This is a genomic window from Salisaeta longa DSM 21114, from assembly GCF_000419585.1.
Lineage (GTDB): Bacteria > Bacteroidota > Rhodothermia > Rhodothermales > Salinibacteraceae > Salisaeta > Salisaeta longa.
In genome coordinates this window covers 2,943,078-2,963,141 of the sequence record NZ_ATTH01000001.1, presented here as the reverse complement: position 1 = coordinate 2,963,141, position 20,064 = coordinate 2,943,078, and the positions used below count along the sequence as shown (strand labels likewise).

Sequence of the window (20,064 nt, the reverse complement as noted above, 5' to 3'; positions counted from 1 at the left end):
TCTGTATTCAAAACGTTGGTACACTGCTTAGGAAGAACATACAGCCTAGCTCACCTTGCGGGTTGGCCCATAGTCGGCCGTCAATAGAGACGTTCCTGCACGCGGCGGTAGATCCATGCCACCCCTGCGCCATACGCTGCAAACGCTAGCACAGCCCCAAAGTGCTGCAGCACGCCTAATCCGGCGGTATCTACGGCGGGCTTGATAATTTGAAAGCTGAAAGCGTACAGCCCAAGGCCTGTTACAGCCCCGAACAGTATGGCACGGGCTGTGCTGCGGCGGTGCACCTGCCAGCCAATGCCGAGGGCCGCGCCCAGCGACACCATGACATGAATAAACAGCACGGGAAGCCATAGAGAGGCCTGGCCCAGGCCGGGCTCAAAGCCCAGCACCGTCGGGATGAGATGCACCGGCCCTACCGGCGTTTCGACGCCAGCGGCTTGCAAACCATATTCGACGCCGCAAAACGCCACACCGCCTACGAGGCCAGCCGTGGCCGCGGCCCGTATGCTCAACTGACGGGCCGCATCGTTGGCGTTTGTGCTGGAGTGATCGCTGGTTGGCCGGGCTGCTGCTTTGGATGTCGGCATGATGACGGCACGGGTCAATGCACGTTTCACTAACAGATTCTTCACGTCTGTAGTGTGTGCATCTCGGCAAGCGTTACGCGCCGCAGACTTTATTCCATTGTGCGGTCAAGCAGGTTTATCGCGACAAGTACAGGTCCTTCATCTCGTACGGCCGCTGGAAGTGCGCGTCGGTGAGTTCGTCGACAAATGCGATGGCCTCGCCGGTCGACTTCATCTCGGGACCCAGCTCCTTGGGCACCTCCGGAAATTTGTCCCACGAAAAGACGGGTTCCTTGAGCGCGTAGCCCGTAAGCGACGATTCGAGCAGCCCCTGCTCACGAAATCCTGCCAGTTTAGCGCCCAACATCACCTTCGTAGCGATGGCCGCGATGGGCACGCCCGTGGCCTTCGCTACAAACGGTACCGTGCGCGAGGCCCGCGGATTGGCCTCAATCACGTACACCTGCTCGCCCTTCACCACAAACTGCGTGTTTAGCAGGCCCTTTACTTCCAGCGCCTGTGCAATCTGCGCGACGTAGGTGCGTACCTTCGCCTCGGCCTTCGGGTGCAAGCTGTACGGCGGCAGCACGGCCGTCGAGTCGCCGCTGTGCACGCCGGCCGGCTCAATGTGCTGCATGATGCCGGTGATCCACGTCTCGTCGCCGTCGCACACCGCATCGACGTCAAGCTCAATCGCGTCTTCGATGAAGCGGTCGAGCAAAATCTCGTTGTCCGGAAAGAGGTCCAGAATGTTTTGCACGTACGTGGCCACCTCCTCACGGTTGATGGCAATGCGCATGCCCTGCCCGCCCAGTACGTAACTGGGGCGCACCAGGATGGGGTAGCCAATGGATTCGGCGGTCGCGACGGCCTCGTCTACCGTGTGCGCCACGCCGTACTCCGGGAATGGAATGTCGAGGTCACGCAGCACGCCGGTAAACTTGCCGCGGTCTTCGGCCAGGTCCATCGTAGGATAGCCGGTGCCAAAGATGGGGATGTCTTCGGCATGGAAACGCTCGGCCAGCTTCAGCGCGGTTTGCCCGCCCAACTGCACGATCACGCCGTCGGGCTGCTCGTGGTCGATGACGTCGCGGACGCGCTCCCAAAAGACCGGCTCAAAGTAGAGCTTGTCGGCCACGTCGAAGTCCGTCGATACCGTTTCGGGGTTGCAGTTTAGCATGAGGGCCTCGTAGCCCATCTCGCGGGCCGCGCGCACCCCGTGCACGCACGAGTAATCGAACTCGATGCCCTGCCCAATGCGGTTGGGGCCGCTGCCCAAAATGAGCACCTTCGCGCTATCGGTTGCAACGCTCTCGTTAGCCGTCTCGTAGCTGGAATAGAAGTACGGCGTCTCGGCCGGAAACTCGCCCGCACAGGTGTCGACCACCTGGTACGTGGGCTGTACCTGCAGGCCCTTCCGATAGGCGCGCACGGCATCTTCCGTCACGTCGTCGGTGACGAGGTAGGCAATCTGGGTGTCCGAGAAGCCGTGTTGCTTGATGCGCTGCATGAAGGCCGCGTCGATGGCTTCGAGCGCGTGTTCGCGGATGCGATCCTCCAGCGCCACCAGCTGCCGGATTTGGTGCAAGAACCACGGGTCGATCTTGGTGATGTCGTACACCTCCTCGACGCTCGCGCCGTAGCGGAACGCATGCCGGATATGCAGCAGCCCGTCCCAGTGTGGACGCTTCAGCCGCTCGCGCACGGTGGCGCGGTCGGCGTCGGCTCGGTCGGCGCCCAGGCCGGCGTAGCCAATCTCTAGGCTCTGCCATGCTTTTTGCAGGCTCTCGGGGAACGTTCGCCCGATGGCCATCACCTCGCCCACCGCTTTCATCTGCGTCGTCAGCTCCTCGTCGACGCCCTCAAACTTGTCAAAATTCCAGCGCGGAATCTTTGTGACGACGTAGTCGATGGCGGGCTCGAAGCAGGCGCTGGTCGAGCCGGTAATTTCGTTCGGAAGTTCGTCGAGCGTGTATCCGGCGGCCAGCCGGGCGGCTACCTTTGCAATGGGGTACCCGGTGGCTTTTGACGCGAGCGCCGAGGAGCGGCTCACCCGCGGATTGATCTCGATGACGATCATGCGGCCGGTGCCGGGCTCAAAGGCAAACTGAATGTTGCAGCCCCCGGCAAACGTGCCAATGGACCGCATGGCCTTGATCGCTCCGTCGCGCATGCGCTGGTACTGCTTGTCGGTAAGGGTTTGCTGCGGCGCCACCGTCACCGAGTCCCCCGTGTGCACACCCATCGGGTCGACGTTTTCGATGGAGCACACAATGATGACGTTGTCGTTGGCGTCGCGCAGCAGCTCCAGCTCGTACTCCTTCCAGCCAAACAAGCACTCCTCGATGAGCACCTGGTGCACCGGCGAGAGCTCCAACCCGCGGGTCACTTTCTGCTCGAACTCGTCGGCGCTCCACACGATGCCGCCGCCCGAGCCGCCCAGCGTGTACGACGGCCGAATGACCACCGGCAGCCCGCCCAGCTCCTGCGTGATTTCTTTGGCCTCCAGCAGACTCTTGGCGGTGCGGCTGCGCGCCTGATCCATGCCAATGGTTTCCATCAAGTCGCGGAATTGCTGGCGGTCCTCCGTCATCTGCACCGTGTCGATGTCCACGCCCAGCACGTCAATGCCGTGGGCCGCCCAAAACCCTTCGTCCTTCAGGTCTTGCGCCAGGTTCAGGGCCGTTTGTCCGCCCATGGTGGGCAGCACCGCGTCGGGCTGCTCCTCGGCCACGATCTGCTTGATCGAGTCGGGCGTGAGGTCGCGCAGGTAAACCGCATCGGCCGTCATCGGGTCGGTCATGATGGTGGCCGGGTTCGAGTTGACGAGCACGACCCGGTAGCCTTCATCGCGCAGGGCCCGCGCGGCCTGCGTGCCGCTGTAGTCAAACTCGCACGCCTGGCCAATGACGATGGGCCCGGAGCCAATGAGCAAAATCGTGTCGATGTCGGTCCGCTTGGGCATCTGCTAGAGGATTGAATTCGCGTGTGATGAATGCTCGTGCAGTGGGTCGAAAAACCGGCGCGCGTCGTCACCGCAAGCCGAACGTAAGCGGCAGAGTCATCTGCGTGGGCACCGGTTGATCGTTGTACCGACCCGGTTCAAATCTTGACTTTAATAAAGCTTTTGTTGCAGCGTTGTCTAACAACCGATGCGCAGAATGAACGATTACTGGATTCGTCGGCTGCCCTTCGGGCGAAACGACAAAACGAATGCGTACGACTCCTTCGATACCGTACCGCCGGGCATACGTGGGATAGCTCAATTTTCTGTAGATGGCCATCACCCCACCAATGGGCGCGGGCGGTGTATCTATATCGTTCTCGGCGTACACCGTGTCGTAACGGACATTATACCGGTCAGCAAATATCACTTTCGGATCATCTTTGCGGCTTACATTCGGTCCTTTCCAACACGCACTCAAAAACAGAATCGTCAGAATGTAAAACGGAGCGCACCGCATGAGGTCATTGCGCATCGGCTTTCCTTGTACATTTGTAAAGGGATTGATCATAGCGTCCCAACATACATGACAAGTATGTTTCGTGCTGCGCGGGCTCCGAGCGCTCAAGGATTGAACGCACGTGTTCTGGATGCCCGTGCAGTTCGCCGAAGAAAACCGGTGCGCGCGTCGTCACAACAGTTCGAAACTGACCGGCATTGTCATTTGTGTGGGCACCGCTCGACCGTTGTGCCGACCCGGCTTAAAACGAGACTTCAAAATAGCTCGTACGGACGCCTTGTTCAGCGTCGGATGCACAGGCCGAATGATCACCGGATTTGTCGCCAAGCTCTCCGGAGAAACCACAACGCGCACATGCACCGTCCCCTCAATTCTATTCTTCCGAGCCTCCGAGGGATATTCCAAGTTTTGGTAGACGGCTTTCATACCGCCTATCGGCGCAGGCGGTGTATCTACATCGTTCTCAGCGTACACCGTGTCGTATGCGACGATGTATTTGTCAGCCACTTTCCATGAGCGGCCCGACGTCTGACGCGCGTTGTTGCTCGCCGTACACGCACTTACAAACACGATTGATAGCATGCAGGCCACGCCAAGCAGCTTGTGATTGTTGGTCATTGTTCAGCTTTGCAAAGGTGTAGGAGGCTTGCGTATGTCCGGAGCCTGGCTTTGGACGGCTACTGCTAGATACTTTCCGCTGGGCTGCAGCATTTTAGGCGTCGCCTGAAAGTCCTTTAGGTTGGCTACCTAGGCAGCCGCTGGCGCTACGACGGGTCTGCCGGGCCGGCGGGTTGCTCCACCGCTTCAATGAGGTCCAGAAATTCGCCGAACAGGTAGTGGCTGTCGTGCGGACCGGGCGAGGCCTCGGGGTGATATTGCAGCGACAGCCCGGCAAACTGCTTAAAGCGCAGCCCCTCAACGGTCTCGTCGTTGAGGTTGCGGTGCGTAACGCGGGCTACGTCGTCGCCGATGCTCTCTTCTACCACCGCAAAGCCGTGGTTTTGGGTCGTTACCTCCACGCGCTGCGTGTCGAGGTTCTGCACGGGATGGTTGGCGCCCCGGTGGCCCACAAACATTTTGTAGACGTCGGCGCCGTGCGCTAGCGCCATCAGCTGGTGGCCCAGGCAAATGCCAAACACCGGCGTGCCGCTCGCACACGCCGCCCGCGCGGTCTCAATCGCGTCCGGCATCGCGCGCGGATCGCCGGGGCCGTTCGACAGAAAGAGGCCGTCGGGCTGCCAGGCCTGCACCTCGGCAAACGGCGTCTCGCCGGGCCATACGCGCACGGTGCACCCGCGGGCCGCGAACGAGCGCAGAATGTTTTGCTTCACCCCAAAGTCGTACACCGCAATGCGCGGCCCGTCGCCTTCGGCGTAGGTGTACGGCGCATCGACGCTCACCCGAGACGCCAGCTCCAGCCCTTCCATGCTGGGCCACGCCTGGGCCTTTTCCACCAGCGCCGCCTCGTCCATTTCCGTTGAGGAGATGACGGCGTTCATGACGCCCTTCTCCCGGATGTGCCGCACCAGCATCCGCGTGTCGACACCCGTGATGCCTACCAGCTCGTATCGCTTCATGAACGCATCGAGCGTCTCGGTGGCCTGCGGGTTTGAGGGGTCGGCGGTAAACGACCGCACAATGAACCCGGCAATCATCGGGCGCTCGGCCTCCATGTCTTCGTCGCTCGCCGCGTAGTTGCCAATGTGCGGGTACGTCATCATCATGAGCTGCCCCGCGTACGACGGGTCTGTCATGATCTCTTGGTAGCCGGTCATGCTCGTGTTAAAGCACAACTCGCCGCCGGTAAGGCCCACGTGTCCAATGGCCGTGCCATGTACAACGGTACCATCGGCAAGGGCGAGCGTAGCAGGGGGAGCGGAAGAATCGTGGGAAGCAGCAGCGTCCTGAGGCATAAAAAGCGGGCAGTTGGCAGCAGAACCGATAAAAACAGGCATAAAAAAACCTCCCCATCAACGAATGGGAAGGTGGAAAACGACGCGGGCGGCGTGCCGCATCGGCGTCTGATCCGATGGACACCCGTCGCCGGGGGCCGTATGCCGTAACGTGGCGTGCACAGCAGGGTGCAGGTTTGTTCAATTTCTCTTCGGTGCTGAATGCAACGCAACCGTCATGGTTTCGTAATTTATGCGGGCTGCGTGAACCGCGCATCAAAAGCGGATAGAGGATCTGCGCAGTCGCCTGTTTCTCGCTGCGCTGTCTTTTGCGTTGTTGTGCCATGCCGATGCGCCTTCGATACCGGCTGCGATTGCTTGCGTGCCTGGCCGGCGTGCTGGCCCTGCTGATTGCCGCCGTGCGCCTGTGGCCTGCGATGCCGCGCCAGGCCTCCACCGCCGATGCGTACAGCACGCGCGCTGCGGAGGTGATCACGCTGCAGGACATCCCGCCCACGCAGCAGCCCCAACAGCTGCGTCCGCCCCCGCCGCGCCCCCCGCGGCCCGTGGTGGTACCCAACGACGTCATCATTCCGGCGCGCACCGACTTCGACGATACCATTCCGGCGGAGCTCTTTGGCACGGATGCGCGCGCCCAGCGGGGCGATGACGGCCCTACAGCGGCCCGTACGCGTCCAGACGTCGGCGCGCGTCTCCTTCGCGCCGTACAGCCGCGCGTGCCCAACGACGTGCTGAAGCGTCTCCGCGCGCGGGTCACCGTGGCGGTACACGTCGACAGCCTGGGACGCGTGGAGCGCGCTGCCATCATTCAGCGGTGGCGCTGGTCGGCCGACGCCCGCCGGGCCGTGCCGGTGCAGCAGCTGCCGCCGGTGATTGAGCGGGCCGCGCTGGCGGCGGCGCGCCGCGCCTACTTCCGCCCGGCGCGCGCGAAAGGCCGGCCGGTACCTACCGAAACAACGCTCACCTTTGTGCTTGGGGATTCGTGAGATTTGCGTGCAGCCTTGACGAACGGCCGCGCAACGGCCTTCTTGGTACCCCTCGTTCGTTTCCCTGCGCTGCTTCCTTCTATGATCTCGCTTGAGCACATTGGCATTGCCGTGGATGACGCCGCGGCGGTTCGGGCCTGCTACCGCGACCTGCTCGGCGTGCTGCCCTACAAAACCGAGACGGTGGACGTCCAGGGCGTGCGCACCCATTTCCTCGCGGCCGGGTCGGCCAAGCTGGAGCTTCTTGAGGCCACCTCCGACGATTCGCCCATCGCGTCCTTCCTCGAACGACGCGGGCCCGGCATTCACCACCTTGCCTTCAACGTGCCCAACGCGCAGGCCGCGCTCGACCGACTGCGCGACGCCGGGTACACACCGCTCAGCGACACGCCCCAGCCGGGCGCCGATGGCAAACGCATCTTCTTCCTGCACCCCAAGGACACCCACGGCGTGCTCGTTGAGTGCTGCGAGGAGGCCGCGTACACGCCCGACCAACACACCATTCCGTTTCGCGACACCACGCTGGCCGCGTACACCGCCGGCGCGCGCCACCTGCCGCCCCTGCTGCTACTTCATGGCGCAGCCGGCTCGGTGGAAACCGAACTCGCGGGGCTGATCCACCGCCTGGAGGCGCATTTTCGGGTGGTGGCGGTCGACTTTAGCGGCCACGGGCAGTCGCCGTTTGCCAAAGCGCCGTTTGGCCCCGATCTGTTTGTGGCCAACGCGCGGGCTGCGCTCGATGCCTTCGACATCGACACCGCACACGTGTTTGGCTTCTCGATGGGCGGCTACATGGCGCTCGAATACGCCTTCCGCCACCCGAAGCGCGTACGCCGGTTGGCCATGCACGGCACCACCGTCAGCTGGGACGCGGCGCTCGTGCGAGGGATGCAGCGCCGCTTGCGCCCAGACGCCGTTCCGAGCCCCGTGGCGGCATCGCTCGACACCGCACACACCGACTGGCGGCGGCTCTTCCAAACCATGCACGACTGGGTGCCCGCCCTGCCCGAGGCTTCCGACACGATGCAGGCTCATGCCCAGGCGCTACGCGTGCCGGCGCTGGTGAGCGGCAACGACCGCGACGATCTCTTTCCGCTACGCGATGTGCTTGCGCTGCACGATGCCGTCCCGGACAGCCGTCTGGCGGTGGTGCCAAGCGCGCGCCACGGGTTGCAAAACGGGCCCACAAAGCTCCTCGCCGACGTGCTTGTGGACTTTTTCCAGCCGACGCCTGCGCCGTAAACCCTACACGCGACCTCGCACCACGCCGTCACTCGCCCGCTTTTTGGAGGCGCGCCCACACGGCCGCGACGTCCTCGGGCCAGTCGGCGGTGAAGGTGAGGTGCTCGCCGGTCGCGGGATGTGTAAATCCGAGGCGGTGCGCGTGCAGCGCCGGATGGGGCATGGTCTCGAACAGATTGGTAAAGAAGCGCCGGCGGGATCCGCTTTGCGTTCCGTAGCGCACGCGGGCGCCGTCGTATTTGGGATCGCCCAGCACGGGATGGCCCATGTGGCGGGCGTGTACCCGAATCTGGTGCGTGCGTCCCGTTTCCAGCTGAAAGCGCATGTGCGCCACGTGCGTGAGCGCCCCGATTGTCTCGTAGTGCGTGGTAGCGGCCTTTCCGTCCTCGGGCGGCACCACAGCCATGCGCTGCCGGTGGTTCGGGTCGCGGCCGATGGCACCGGAAACTGTGCCTGCAGGCGGATCGGGACGGCCCCAGACGATGGCGTGATAGACGCGATCGATGGTGTGGGCCTTGAACTGTGCCGCCAGCGCGCGGTGCACCGTATCGCGCTTCGCCACCACCAAAAGGCCCGAGGTGCCCTTGTCGAGCCGGTGCACAATGCCGGGCCGCACCACGGGGTGGTTGGGGCGCGCGGGCAGGGCGTTAACCATCGACAATCCGACGTCATCGGCAGCCGCTTCATCGTCCGGCGCCACCGAGGCCCCGTCGACGTGATGCAGCAGCGCGTTCACGAGCGTTCCGCTGCGATGGCCCGGCGCAGGATGCACCACCATGCCGGCGGGCTTGTGTACCACCAGCAGGTGCTCGTCTTCGTACACCACATCGAGCGGAATGGCCTCCGGATCGGCGGAGAGCGGGGGCGGCTGAATGAGGCGGCACACAATCTGGTCGCCGGGCTCTACCGGGTACGACTTTTTGACGTCGGCACCGTTCACCTTCACGTGGCCCTGCTTGATGCTGCGCTGAATTTTGGTGCGCGAGGCCTGCGGATAAAACCGCGTCAGGTACTTGTCGATGCGCACGGGCGTAGCTTCTGTGGGCACGGTCACTTCCACGACGTTGCCCGCGCGGGTGACCTCGGCGTCGTATGCGGTGGGGTCGAACGCGTCGCTCATGCGGCTTGGGGAATCGATCCGTAGAGGGCGCCGAATTTCTTGCGGACATAGGCGAGCCAGGGGTCGGCCGTAAGGCCCTCGCCGGTGGCATCCTGCAGCAGCTCCTCGGCCGTGCGCCGCCGCCCGTGCCGGTGGATATGGGTGCGCAGCCATTCCAGGATGTGGCTAGTCTGCCCCTGCGCCACCTGCGCTCTTACGTTGGGTATGTCTCGTTCAATGGCGTCCCACAGCTGCGTGGCCATGAGCGTGCCCAGGGCGTAGGTGGGAAAGTAGCCAAACGCGCCCATCGACCAATGCACATCTTGCAGCACGCCGTTGGCATCGGAATCGGGCACGACGCCGAGGTACTCGTCCATGCGGGCGTTCCAGGCCGCCGGCAGCTCGTCTACGGTCAGGCGCTCCTCGATGAGGGCGCGCTCCAACTCGAAGCGCACCATCACATGCAGCGGATAGGTCACCTCGTCGGCCTCCACGCGGATAAGCGACGGCTCCACGCGGTTGATGGCCCGGTAGAACGCCTCCGCCGCGGTGTCCGCGAGGGCGTCGGGGAAGGCCGCTTGCGCTTTGGGGAAGTAGTGCGTCCAGAAGGCGCGGCTGCGGCCCACCATGTTTTCCCAGAGGCGCGACTGCGACTCGTGCATGCCCAGCGATGCGCCCTCGGCCAGGGGCGTACGCGCCAGGTCGGGCGACAGGCCCTGCTCGTACATCGCGTGCCCCGCTTCGTGGAGCATCGAGAAGAAGGCCGTGGGGAAGAACGACGTATCGTACCGCGTGGTTACGCGCACGTCATCGATGCCAAAGGCGGTGGTAAACGGGTGCGCCGACTCGTCTTGGCGGCCCCGCGAAAAGTCGTAGCCGAGGTCGGCCATCACGGCCTCGCCAAACGTGCGCTGCTGCGCTTTGGGAAAGGGGCCATGCACGGGCGACGCATCCAGCGCGGGCGCCGCGGCGATGTGCTCCACGATGGGCACCAGCGCGCGGCGCAGTGCGCCAAACGTATCGACGAGCGTAGCAGTGGTACAGCCGGGTTCATATTCCTCCAGCAGCGCATCGTAGGGCGTGTCGTCGTAGCCCAGCTGTTCGGCTTTTTCGATGTTGAGCTGCACCAGCCGCTCCAGGTGGGGCGCAAAGGCCTCAAAGTCGTCGTTGGCACGCGCCTTCTGCCACGCTGCCTGCCCGCGGGCCGCGGCTTCGGAGAGGCGGGCCACCAGGTCGGAGGCCACGGTGCGCTCGCGTTCATAGTCGCGCCGCACCACACGCACCAGGTCGGCATCCAGCGGCTGCGTAGCCGCCGCCTCCGCCATGTTGAGGAGCGCGCCGGTGGCATCGTCCACGAACAGATCGTGCGCGAGCGTGTGCAGCGTGCTCAACTGCTGGGCGCGCCCCGATTCGCCTTCCGGGGGCATCCACGTTTCCTGGTCCCACGCCAGCACGGCCGCCGCGTGCTTCACATCCTCAATTTTCGCAAGTCGCGTGCGGAGCGCTTCCAGTGCATCGCTCATATGCCACACCTCTATCCAGTCACCAAAAGAACGAGACGCTGCCTACCGGAGGCGGTCCATTGACGCCACCAGCTCGATATCTTTCTTGATGCCGCGGCGCGCCAGCACCAGCAATCCGTATGCAACAATGGGGAGGGCAAGCTCGGCTACATTCGGCCACAAAATGCCCTGCGCGCCCTGAACGGCAAGACCGCCGGCAAGGAAGAGGCCGCCGTAGAACGCACCAGCCAGCACAATCACCAGTACCTGGACCCCCTGCACGGCTTGCAACTGCCGTTCACGGTTGGCATAAAGCGCCACGCAGCCCACGGCGCTTAGTGCGGCAAGCCCCGAAAGGCCGATGACGGTTGGAGTAAACCACGCGAGCGACACGCCGGCATCGAAGTTCAAGAAGGGAAGGCTAGCAAGCGCCACGGCCGCCAGTACCAGATACACCGATTGGATGCGTTGAATCATAGCTGCTTCGTGAACGTCCGTTGGGGAAAGACATACCGATTGAACATAGCGAAAGCCCCGCCACAGCGGCAGGGCTTTCGGTTGTACGTTCCACCATCGATACCGATTCGGTTACGAGCCGGGGCTCGCCGGAGTAGACGAGTAGTTAATACGCAGCGTCCCCGCTTCACGGAGCTCTTGCTGCACCTCGTTCACAACCTCCATCTGCGACCGCCGATCGACCTTCATCGACACGATCAGCTTGGGCTGCTCCTGCAGCTTCGTGTACATGATCTGCCGGATGGCTTGCTTATTCTCAATCAGGGCATCATCAATCTGGATGGCCGTTTGGCCCTGGTTTTCCCCTTGCTTGATCGGCCCAATGTAGAGGTACGAGATCAGCCGCTTTTGGTCAATCTTTGTGAGGGCCTCGGCCGCCGGGAGACGCGTGCGCACCTTCAAGTTGGTTTCGCGGAGGACCGTCGAAACCATGAAGAAGATGAGCAGCATGAACACGATGTCCGGGAGGGAGGCCGTTGATATTCCCGGGGACGTGTCGGTATTGCGAGACTGAAAATGTTCAGACGCCATAACGTAGTTGGTTGGTTACGTCGTATGCAGGAGACAGAGAAGCGCGCAGAGGCTTAGTTGCCCAGATCCGGCTCGGCAATCGAAATGTTCGCGCCAATGCTTTCACGGATCACGTTTTCCTCTCCCGGCTCCAGCGATGCACGATATTCTTGATAGCTCGGATAGGTTTTCTGCAGGACCGTCTCTCCATTTGGCAGTTGGCCGGTGCGCGCCACCTGGCCCCAGATTTCGCGATACGCCATCCACACCTCATCAAGAACCTTGATGTAGGTTTGGTAGGTCGTCTTTGCATCGGTCTTGATGGAGATCACCGCGTCCGAGGGACTCACGGCATAGTCGGGTTGCTTCCCGTAGTTGAGCACGTGCCGACGCACCTCCCCACGAATTTGGGCAACGCTCGCCGGCTCCTCTTCAATAAGCACCTGGCCTTCGGCGTTCACCAACACCTTGAGCATGTTACGCTCTTTCACCGGTGGCGGCTCCTGGTTTTGTTCCAGCTTTGGCGGGAGCGTCATGCCAATGCCGGTATCCACGTTAATGGTCGTGGTTACCAGGAAGAAGATGAGCAGCAGGAACGCGATGTCGGCCATAGAGCCCGACGGAATCTCCGCGTCGCGGCGCTGCTTGTTGTCGTCTTTAAAAAATCCAGCCATAACGTTCAGGGTTGCATCAAGAAAACCAGAGGGGCAAGGGCTAGGTAAAGAGCCCGCGTATGCCGGTAAAGAGGAGCCCCAGGAGGCTGAGTCCGAACATTACGAGAACGGTCATGATGCCCGCTTGTGCCCATGTGGACATCGTAGCCCCAAGGATGGCCAGCAGGGCGACGGGAATGGCCATGATAAAGACACCGAGGGGTTCGGCGCGGCCCTGTAGCAAGCTCCGCAAGCCAGCGCCCAAAATGGTAACAGCGCCCAAGCCCACCAGGATGATGGCGGCCCAGATGCAAAGGTAAAGGATGGTGTTGCCACTCATGATAACGTTGCGTGGGTTAGATACATGGAAACGTGCGGTGGCAGAACAGCCCCCCCGACCGTCCGGCCGGGGGCACCGTCTGTCGACAAAACGTCGTTACTCGTTTGCAATCTGCTCGGGCACGTCTTTCTCACCAAGCACTTTTTTGCCATCCTTCAGCAGCACGAGCGAGTCGATGAGCTCGATAGACGCATCTTCCATCTCGGCCACGATCCGGTCGATTTTCGACACGGCGTAGTTGTAGAAGAACTGCAGGATCACAGCTACGATGAGGCCAAACGCGGTGGTAAGAAGCGCCACCTTAATACCGCCAGCCACCAAGCGCGGCGAAATGTCACCAGCGCTCTCAATGGCATCGAAGGCCTGGATCATGCCAATCACCGTACCCAGGAAGCCGAGCATCGGGGCAACGCTAATGAAGAGCGAGATCCACACAAGGCCGCGCTCCAGAAAGCTCATTTCGATCGAGCCGTACGACACCACAGCTTTCTCGACGGCGTCGATGCCTTCGTTGGCACGCAGCAAGCCGGCCTGAAAGACCGAGGCGACCGGGCCGCGCGTCTCGGCGCATACCTCCTCGGCCGCAGGGATGCCGCCCTCATCGAGGGCCTCCTTTACATTCTGCAGGAACTCGCGGGTGTTGATGTCGGCGCGGTTGAGCGAGATGATGCGCTCAAACGCGATGGCAAGACCGATGATCAGGCAAATGAGCACCGGCCACATCCAGGCTCCGCCTTCGTTGAAGCGCTGAACCAAGGCATTAATGGCACCACCGTTGGCCTGCGGTAGCATCAACAGGAGGGAAACCGTCAACTTATCGAGAATCACCATAGGTAGGCTTTGTCCTCAGTAGAATCAGTGAGTAAGTACATGGGGGCGTAGAAGCCAAGCGCTACCTGCGTGTAGCGCACAATTGTGTTGTTTCGTGTTGGATGTGACGCGACGCTGCACAGTGCACAGGGTCCCATCACATTGCATCAGTATAGTAAACGCGAAGATGCTTGTCAAAATATTCCCACACCCAACGGCATGGAAACGCACCGGCTCGTGCGCCGCTCGCAGCACATAGCGCAAAATTCAACTTATTTAAGTTGCGCCGCGCCGGGCGGCGCGGCGGCCGTGTATTCTGCACGCCGCACGTCATACATCCTACGACGGATAATATCCTTTCACAAGTTCATAGCACATCTTTCCGAGATCGAGCGCGACGGCCGCGCCTGTGGCGAGAGGCCCCCAGCCCTCCGGCGCGTGGCGGCGATAAATCTCCTGGCGGCATCGCCCGGTCACCCATCGCACCCGTAGCCGTTCGCTTAGCGTGCGGCGGTGCTTGCGGTAGTGGTACACCGGCGCGTCGACGACGGGCACGTGGTCGATGTGCTTGAGGACGCGGAACAGGTACTCAACATCTTCGCCGCGTGCCAGGCGCTCGTCCAGTGCGCCCACGGTGGCAACGAGCTCACGGTGCAGCAAACACGTGTTGAGGTGCAGCGGCGTGTGCGGCGCCACAAAAAACCTTTGGAGGAGCCGATGCGGATCGCGGGCCGCGGGCACCGGGCGGCGTCCAAGCTCCTGCCCTTCTGCATCAATGATGGCAAACGCCCCCGCCACGCAGGCCGCGCCCGTTCCCGCCGTGGCCCGCTGGTACCGGCGCGTCAGGCTGTCCGGCGGCAGCCGGTCGTCTGCATCGACGATGGTTAGGTAGGTGCCGCGGGCGGCGCGTATGCCGTTGTTCACCGCTGCCGACTTCCCACGGTGGGACTGCCACAGGGTGCGCACGCGCCGGTCGTACCGCTGCGCGCCTGGCGTCGTAAAGGCGCGCAGGGCCGCTGCGGTGGCGTCGGTTGATCCGTCGTCGATGACAATCACTTCGAGCGGTTCAAAGTGGCCGTCGAGGATGGAGGCAAGTGCAATCCGGAGATGGGCCTCCATGTTGTGGGTTGGAATGAGCACGGAGACGGCCGGTGCGTGCATGCGGCATGTAATGGTGAGTGGGAGCGGATGCGCTAAACAGGTGGCCCTCGCTAAAGCATACCGTGGGCATAAAACCTTTGGCCGTTCCACAAGTTACTCATGCGTAATGTTCGACACCGCACGAACGGCTTGCCTACGCTCCTGTCTCCCGATGATCGGTTTTACCTCTCGCCTGCGGGCCCGTTGTTTGCTGTTCTGTCTTGTCTTTGGTCTGGCGACGTGCGCGCTTGCGCCCTTTCACACGGCCCATGCACAGCGGGTGGACGCAGCCGCGTGGTATAATCCCGAGGCGCCCCACCTGCGGATCGCCGTTGTTGCGGATGGCGTCTACCGCCTCTCGGCGCAAGCCCTCAGCGGCGCCCTTCCCAGCGGCACCCGTTTGAGCGACATCGCGCCTGAGTCGCTGCGCCTGCTGGTGCACGGGCGCGAGGTACCCCTGCACCTTACCGGCACCACCGACGGCCGCGTAGACCCCAGCGACCGGCTCACCTTCATCGGGCACCGCAACCGCGGCACCGACGAGGGCTGGGCCTACCCCGATCCGCAAGGCCAAAGCAGCACGTATTACAGCCTCTACACCGACACCACATACTACTGGCTCACGTGGGGCGGCGCGCCCGGCCGGCGCTACACCTCGCCGCCCTCGCCCGTCGCGCAGCCGCCACAAACAACCATCCGCGACACCGTGCACGCCGAGCAGGACACGCGCTACTACTACGGCCGCTCCAATGAGTCAGGAAATCCGTTTTACACCACCTCCGAGGGGTATTTCTGGCGGCGCTTCACGCACAATACCACCGGCAGCATCCCCTTCGATCTGTCGCTGCCTACCCAGCGCCGCGTGGCATCGGCCAGCGAAACCTTGCAGCTTACGGTGCGCCTGGATGCGGCCTCGTCGTCTTGCCATCAGGTGGCCCTCAAGGCCGACCTGGGGGGTGCCAATTACGAGACGCTGGAAACGGTGGAGTGGCGGGGCGCGCAGCGGCAAACCATAACGGCCTCCATCGCCCAAGACCGCCTGCCGGACGGCCCCCTCGCATTACGCATCGTATCGACGAATGCCAACTTCGCGTTGCCCAACTGCCCCCCGCCTGCCAGCACGCCCAACTACGTGCTTCTCGATTGGGTAGAGGCCACCTACACGCGCAATCTGTCGTTTGCAGCCAATGGCACGCAGTCGTTTGCCGTAGCCGCAGACGGCCCGCGCACCTTCACCTTGTCCAACACGCCCGCATCGGCGTTTACGGTGTGGAGCCCCGCCACCGGCGCCCGCTATCGGCTCACGCCGCAAAATACCACTGCTACGTTTACGGCCGACCTCCCGGCGGGCGGCGCCACCTTCCACGCGGTATCGGATGCGGCCTACCGAACGCCCGCGGCCGTCGTGCCGGATACGCCGAGCAACTGGGGCACCCCTTCGGCCCACGCTGCCGAGTACGTCATCATCACCACGCAGGCGCTTCGCCCGTCCGCCGAGCGCCTCGCCAGCTATCGGCGGTCGGAAACGGGGCTCTCCACGGCTATCGTGCGCGTGCAAGACCTCTTCGACGAGTTCGACTACGGACAGCCCACCCCGCGGGCCATCCGGCGCTTTGTGCACAGCACCCGGCAATGGAGCACGCCGCCCCGCTTTGTGACCATCTGGGCCGACGCCCAATTTCCCATTGAGACGGAGGGCCTGGCGCCTCGTCCGCCGTGGAGCGTACCCTCGTACGGCTTCTCGCCGTCCGATCCCTGGTTTGCCATGCAGTATGCCGGACCAAACGATTGGACCGAAATCGTAGCCATTGGCCGCGTGCCGGTGCGCAGCAACGCGCAGGGCGATCTCTTTTTGGAGAAGCTGCGCACCTACGAGCAGGCCCCGCTCGATGCCTGGCAGCAACGGATGCTCCTCTTGGCGGGCGGCGTGCGTGCAAGCGAACAACAGTCGCTGCAGTTTTACTCCAACCGCTGGGGCGAGTTGGCCACCGGCACGCCCGATTCGCTGTACGCGGCGGGCATGGATACGCTGCGCTACTACAAGCGGAGCGACGAGGCGCTTGACATCAGCTTTCAGGACTCGCTGGCCGCGGACCTCGCGCAGGGGGCGGGCTGGCTCAACTACTTTGGCCACTCGGCTGCACAGACGTGGGAGATTGTGACCGCGCCGCCGTCCGATTTTGACAATGCGGGCCGCCTGCCGGTCGTTATGTCTATTGGCTGCCGTACCGGTGCGTTTGCGGGCGGGCGCTTCGAGGTGCGCAGCGCGCCCTCGTTTGGCGAGCAACTGGTGGTCGGAAGCATTGCCCCGGATGGCAGCGTGGAGCCGGGCGCTCTTAATGGCGGCATCGCGCACTTTGGGTCGTCGGCGCTGAGCTACTTGCTGCCCTCTGCGCGCATCAACGAAGCGGTGAACGTGCGCGTGTTTACCGACACGATGCGCGTGCTGGGCCGCGCGGTGCAGTCCGCCAAGAGCCAGATTGCCGATCAGTTCGGGTCCAGCTCGTTTTATGTGCGCCACCTGCTGCAGTACGGCCTTCTGGGCGACCCCGCCACGCGCATCAGCATCGCCGACCGGCCCGACTTTCGCGTGCGCAATCAGCAGGTGCAGGTGTCGCCGTCGCCCCCTAACGTAACCGATCGCATCACGGTAGCCGCCACCGTCAGGAATTTGGGCCTCGTGCCACGCGACAGCGTAGACGTCCGGCTGCGCTGGACCCGCCCCGACGGTCAGACGCAGGTGTTTGACCGGCGCGTGCCACGCTTTGCGAAAGGGCAGGCGCCGCGGTTTGAGATCCAGCTAACGCCCGAGACCGCCGGCACGAACACGTTTACCGCGCGCGCCGACGCGACGGCTCGCTACCCCGAGGCCAACGAAACCAACAACACCGGCGCGCAATCGACCACCGTGTTTGATGCCGGCCTCACGCTGCTCGCGCCCTCCGACGTCGCCCGCGTTTCTACGCGGCGTCCCACGCTGGAGGGCAGCGTACAGCGCGTGCGCCGTACGTCCGTGCCTATCGTCATTCAGCTCGACACCACGGCCGCCTTCAACTCGCCGGCCCTGCGCACCCATGAGGAAGCGGTGGACGACTACACGTTTGCCTGGCAACCCTCGCAGCCGCTGCTCGACAACACCACGTACTACTGGCGCGCCCGCATCGCATCTACCGAGGGCACCTGGCAGACGGCGCGGTTTACCGTGGCCACGGCGTTTGCAGAAGCGGGCTGGCTGCAGCAAGATCCGCTCTTTCAGGCCAACGCCACGACCCGCATCTCGTATGCGCCCCAGCAATGGAGCTTCAACACCTTTAGCATTCCGCTGGAGATCAACTCCGAGCGCGGAAGCGGCTCGCGCAACAGCGGGTTCGCCTACGGCGCGCAAAACTACGCGTACCTGCAGTTCGGATTTAGCGTGCTGGTCATTGATGAACGCAGCAGCGAGGTGATCGCCAGCGAGTCCTTTCCGACCTTCGACCTGCGCGATGACCTGGAAGACGATGTGGGCGATCAGACGGAGGCCATCGATAAGCTCGCCGCCTTTTTGGACCAGCATGCGCGCGATGAAAACCTTGTGTACGTGCGCACCCGCCACCTGGGCCGCCGGAGCGGGCCGCAAATTCCCGACCGCGTGAAGGATCTGTTCCGCAACCTGGGCACGCAGCCCGCGCCGCAGCCGTACACGACGGCCATGGATACCCTTACGTACAACCATCTGTGGATTTTGGCCACGCAGGTGGGCCACCCCCAGCGCACCATAGAGCGCGTGTCGCCGCCCGGCCCCAACGATCCGCCCGATATTTTCCTGGAGCTCACGCCCACCTTTCCCCACCAGAAGGGCATCACCACGACGCCCGCTATTGGTCCGGTGCGCGCATGGAAATCCCTCGCCTGGCAGGCCAACGCGGCGTCATCGACCGCGCAGTTTGGCGTTTCGGTCTTCTCCGCCCGCGACTCAACCCTCCTCTTCCGCGAGCGCCGGGGCCTTGATGGAACCATCGACCTGTCGTCCATCGACGCCCGCGCTCATCCACGCATTTTCTTGGAGGGCACCTTCGTGGACTCCACCAGCGCCCAAGCGCCCGACTTGAACCGGTGGACCGTAGGCTTCGTGCCGCCGCCGGAGCTGGCCATCGACCCGTCGACCCTCACGTTCTCGGCCGACACCCTCCGCGAGGGCGCGCCCTTGCGCGTGGACGCCGTGGTGCGCAACCTGAGCGACACCCCGGCTGATGCACCCGTTGTGGTGTCGTACACCCTCACCGATGCCCAGAACGTATCGACGACCGTGCCGGTGGATACGCTCGCCGGCCTCGAGGCCCGCGCGACGGCTTCCGTGACGTTCACGGTGCCCACGTTTAACCGCGACGGCCGCAACCAGCTGGCCGTTCGTGCCCATACGGCCCTCGCGGAGGCGCGCACCTTCAATAACGTCGCGGTGCGCTCGTTTGTGGTGCAGTCCGATGCGCGCGCGCCGGTGGTGGAGGTACTGGTGGAGGGCCGCGCCCTACCGTTTACCCCGGCGGCGCTTTCCAACCTGCAAGATCCGGCGCTGCCGTTCGTCTCCACCACGCCCACCTTCGAGATTGTGGCGCAAGACGACAATCCGTATGCGTCGCTGGCCGACACGAGCCTCTACACGGTCGCGATTAAGGGCGGGCTGCCGGCGCCAAACATTGGCCTGGGGTCGCCCTACCGGCGCGTCTCCTTCAGCGGCCCGGCCCTCAAGCTGCAGCCGCCCGATCCCAACGACGATTCATCGTCGGTTCGGCTGCTCTACACGCCCGACTTTACCGGCCGCGACTCGACCTACACCCTCAAGGTGGAAGCGCGCGACCCGCAAGGCAATGCCATGGCCGATCCTGCGCTCGTCACGTTCCGCGTGCAGGAAAATCAGGTGATTGAGGCCATGTACCCGTACCCCAACCCGATGCACACGCACACCACCTTTGCCTTTCGGGTTAAAGGCGGAAGCACGCGCCCCGAGAACTTTCAGCTTCGGATTTACACCGTCGCGGGCCGCCTCGTGCGCACGTTTGATGGCGCCACCCTGAACGACGGGCTGGGCTTGCGCACTACCGGATGGAACATGCTGCGCTGGAACGGCCGCGATGCCGACGGCGACCGCGTGGCCACGGGCGTGTACCTGTACCGCGTGCGGATGGACGCCGAGGATGGAACCCACTCCGGCGAGATTGGCAAGGTGGTGGTCATTCGCTAAGCGCTGCCCGAAAAAGCCAGTGGCTTGGTGAGCCCGTGGCGCACGATGCTGCTGCACGGCGCTCAAAGCCACGGTAGCGACCCTCCGGCCGGGCGCAGG

Annotated in this window: 16 protein-coding genes; 3 read left to right on the top strand and 13 right to left on the bottom strand. The window is 63.4% G+C overall.

The genetic code is table 11. The features are described from left to right. Positions 1-80: 80 nt before the first annotated feature. The 5 genes from SALLO_RS0112440 to carA form a co-directional block, all read right to left on the bottom strand. Positions 81-590 (bottom strand): hypothetical protein, encoded by a 510-nt coding sequence (locus tag SALLO_RS0112440; RefSeq protein ID WP_040605774.1) that lies wholly within the window; start codon positions 588-590, stop codon positions 81-83. A 115-nt stretch (positions 591-705) separates the two neighbouring features. Further along, positions 706-3,534, bottom strand: coding sequence for a carbamoyl-phosphate synthase large subunit (gene carB / locus SALLO_RS0112435; RefSeq protein ID WP_022836636.1), 2,829 nt, complete (start codon positions 3,532-3,534; stop codon positions 706-708). A 67-nt stretch (positions 3,535-3,601) separates the two neighbouring features. Continuing rightward, positions 3,602-4,084 carry an energy transducer TonB gene (locus SALLO_RS18300; RefSeq protein WP_084696290.1) on the bottom strand — a complete coding sequence of 161 codons (483 nt, stop codon included), beginning with the start codon at positions 4,082-4,084 and terminating at the stop codon, positions 3,602-3,604. A 120-nt stretch (positions 4,085-4,204) separates the two neighbouring features. Next, complete coding sequence (locus SALLO_RS17920) at positions 4,205-4,651, bottom strand: energy transducer TonB (protein ID WP_022836635.1); 447 nt, start codon at positions 4,649-4,651, stop codon at positions 4,205-4,207. A 146-nt stretch (positions 4,652-4,797) separates the two neighbouring features. Then, positions 4,798-5,946, bottom strand: a complete 1,149-nt coding sequence (gene carA / locus SALLO_RS17030) for a glutamine-hydrolyzing carbamoyl-phosphate synthase small subunit (protein ID WP_022836634.1) — start codon at positions 5,944-5,946, stop codon at positions 4,798-4,800. Between the two features lie 329 nt (positions 5,947-6,275). Between carA and SALLO_RS0112420 the strand changes: the two genes are divergently transcribed. Together SALLO_RS0112420 and mce are read left to right on the top strand one after the other, a co-directional pair. Continuing rightward, positions 6,276-6,932: a hypothetical protein gene (locus tag SALLO_RS0112420; RefSeq protein WP_022836633.1), complete on the top strand. Its 657-nt coding sequence runs from the start codon at positions 6,276-6,278 to the stop codon at positions 6,930-6,932. A gap of 81 nt (positions 6,933-7,013) precedes the next feature. After that, positions 7,014-8,174 carry a methylmalonyl-CoA epimerase gene (gene mce, locus SALLO_RS18295; RefSeq protein WP_084696289.1) on the top strand — a complete coding sequence of 387 codons (1,161 nt, stop codon included), beginning with the start codon at positions 7,014-7,016 and terminating at the stop codon, positions 8,172-8,174. Positions 8,175-8,202: 28 nt separating this feature from the next. Here the strand turns inward: mce and SALLO_RS0112410 are convergent, their stop codons facing one another. The 8 genes from SALLO_RS0112410 to SALLO_RS17915 form a co-directional block, all read right to left on the bottom strand. Further along, on the bottom strand, positions 8,203-9,294 hold the full coding sequence (locus tag SALLO_RS0112410; protein WP_022836631.1) for an RluA family pseudouridine synthase: 1,092 nt from the start codon (positions 9,292-9,294) through the stop codon (positions 8,203-8,205). Then, on the bottom strand, positions 9,291-10,796 hold the full coding sequence (locus SALLO_RS0112405) for a carboxypeptidase M32 (RefSeq protein ID WP_022836630.1): 1,506 nt from the start codon (positions 10,794-10,796) through the stop codon (positions 9,291-9,293). The genes SALLO_RS0112410 and SALLO_RS0112405 overlap by 4 nt, the downstream gene beginning before the upstream one ends. 42 nt (positions 10,797-10,838) lie before the next feature. Then, positions 10,839-11,252 carry a DUF4293 family protein gene (locus tag SALLO_RS0112400; RefSeq protein WP_022836629.1) on the bottom strand — a complete coding sequence of 138 codons (414 nt, stop codon included), beginning with the start codon at positions 11,250-11,252 and terminating at the stop codon, positions 10,839-10,841. Between the two features lie 111 nt (positions 11,253-11,363). Further along, positions 11,364-11,822, bottom strand: coding sequence for an ExbD/TolR family protein (locus tag SALLO_RS0112395; protein ID WP_022836628.1), 459 nt, complete (start codon positions 11,820-11,822; stop codon positions 11,364-11,366). Positions 11,823-11,875: 53 nt separating this feature from the next. Then, complete coding sequence (locus tag SALLO_RS0112390; protein ID WP_022836627.1) at positions 11,876-12,475, bottom strand: ExbD/TolR family protein; 600 nt, start codon at positions 12,473-12,475, stop codon at positions 11,876-11,878. Positions 12,476-12,515: 40 nt separating this feature from the next. Next, positions 12,516-12,794 carry a hypothetical protein gene (locus SALLO_RS0112385; protein WP_022836626.1) on the bottom strand — a complete coding sequence of 93 codons (279 nt, stop codon included), beginning with the start codon at positions 12,792-12,794 and terminating at the stop codon, positions 12,516-12,518. 96 nt (positions 12,795-12,890) lie between these two features. Beyond that, positions 12,891-13,625 (bottom strand): MotA/TolQ/ExbB proton channel family protein, encoded by a 735-nt coding sequence (locus tag SALLO_RS17020; RefSeq protein WP_022836625.1) that lies wholly within the window; start codon positions 13,623-13,625, stop codon positions 12,891-12,893. Positions 13,626-13,943: 318 nt separating this feature from the next. After that, on the bottom strand, positions 13,944-14,765 hold the full coding sequence (locus tag SALLO_RS17915) for a glycosyltransferase family 2 protein (protein ID WP_022836624.1): 822 nt from the start codon (positions 14,763-14,765) through the stop codon (positions 13,944-13,946). A gap of 151 nt (positions 14,766-14,916) precedes the next feature. Here SALLO_RS17915 and SALLO_RS0112370 point away from each other — a divergent pair, with 151 nt between their 5' ends. Further along, complete coding sequence (locus SALLO_RS0112370; RefSeq protein WP_028567223.1) at positions 14,917-19,965, top strand: C25 family cysteine peptidase; 5,049 nt, start codon at positions 14,917-14,919, stop codon at positions 19,963-19,965. Positions 19,966-20,064 lie beyond the last annotated feature (99 nt).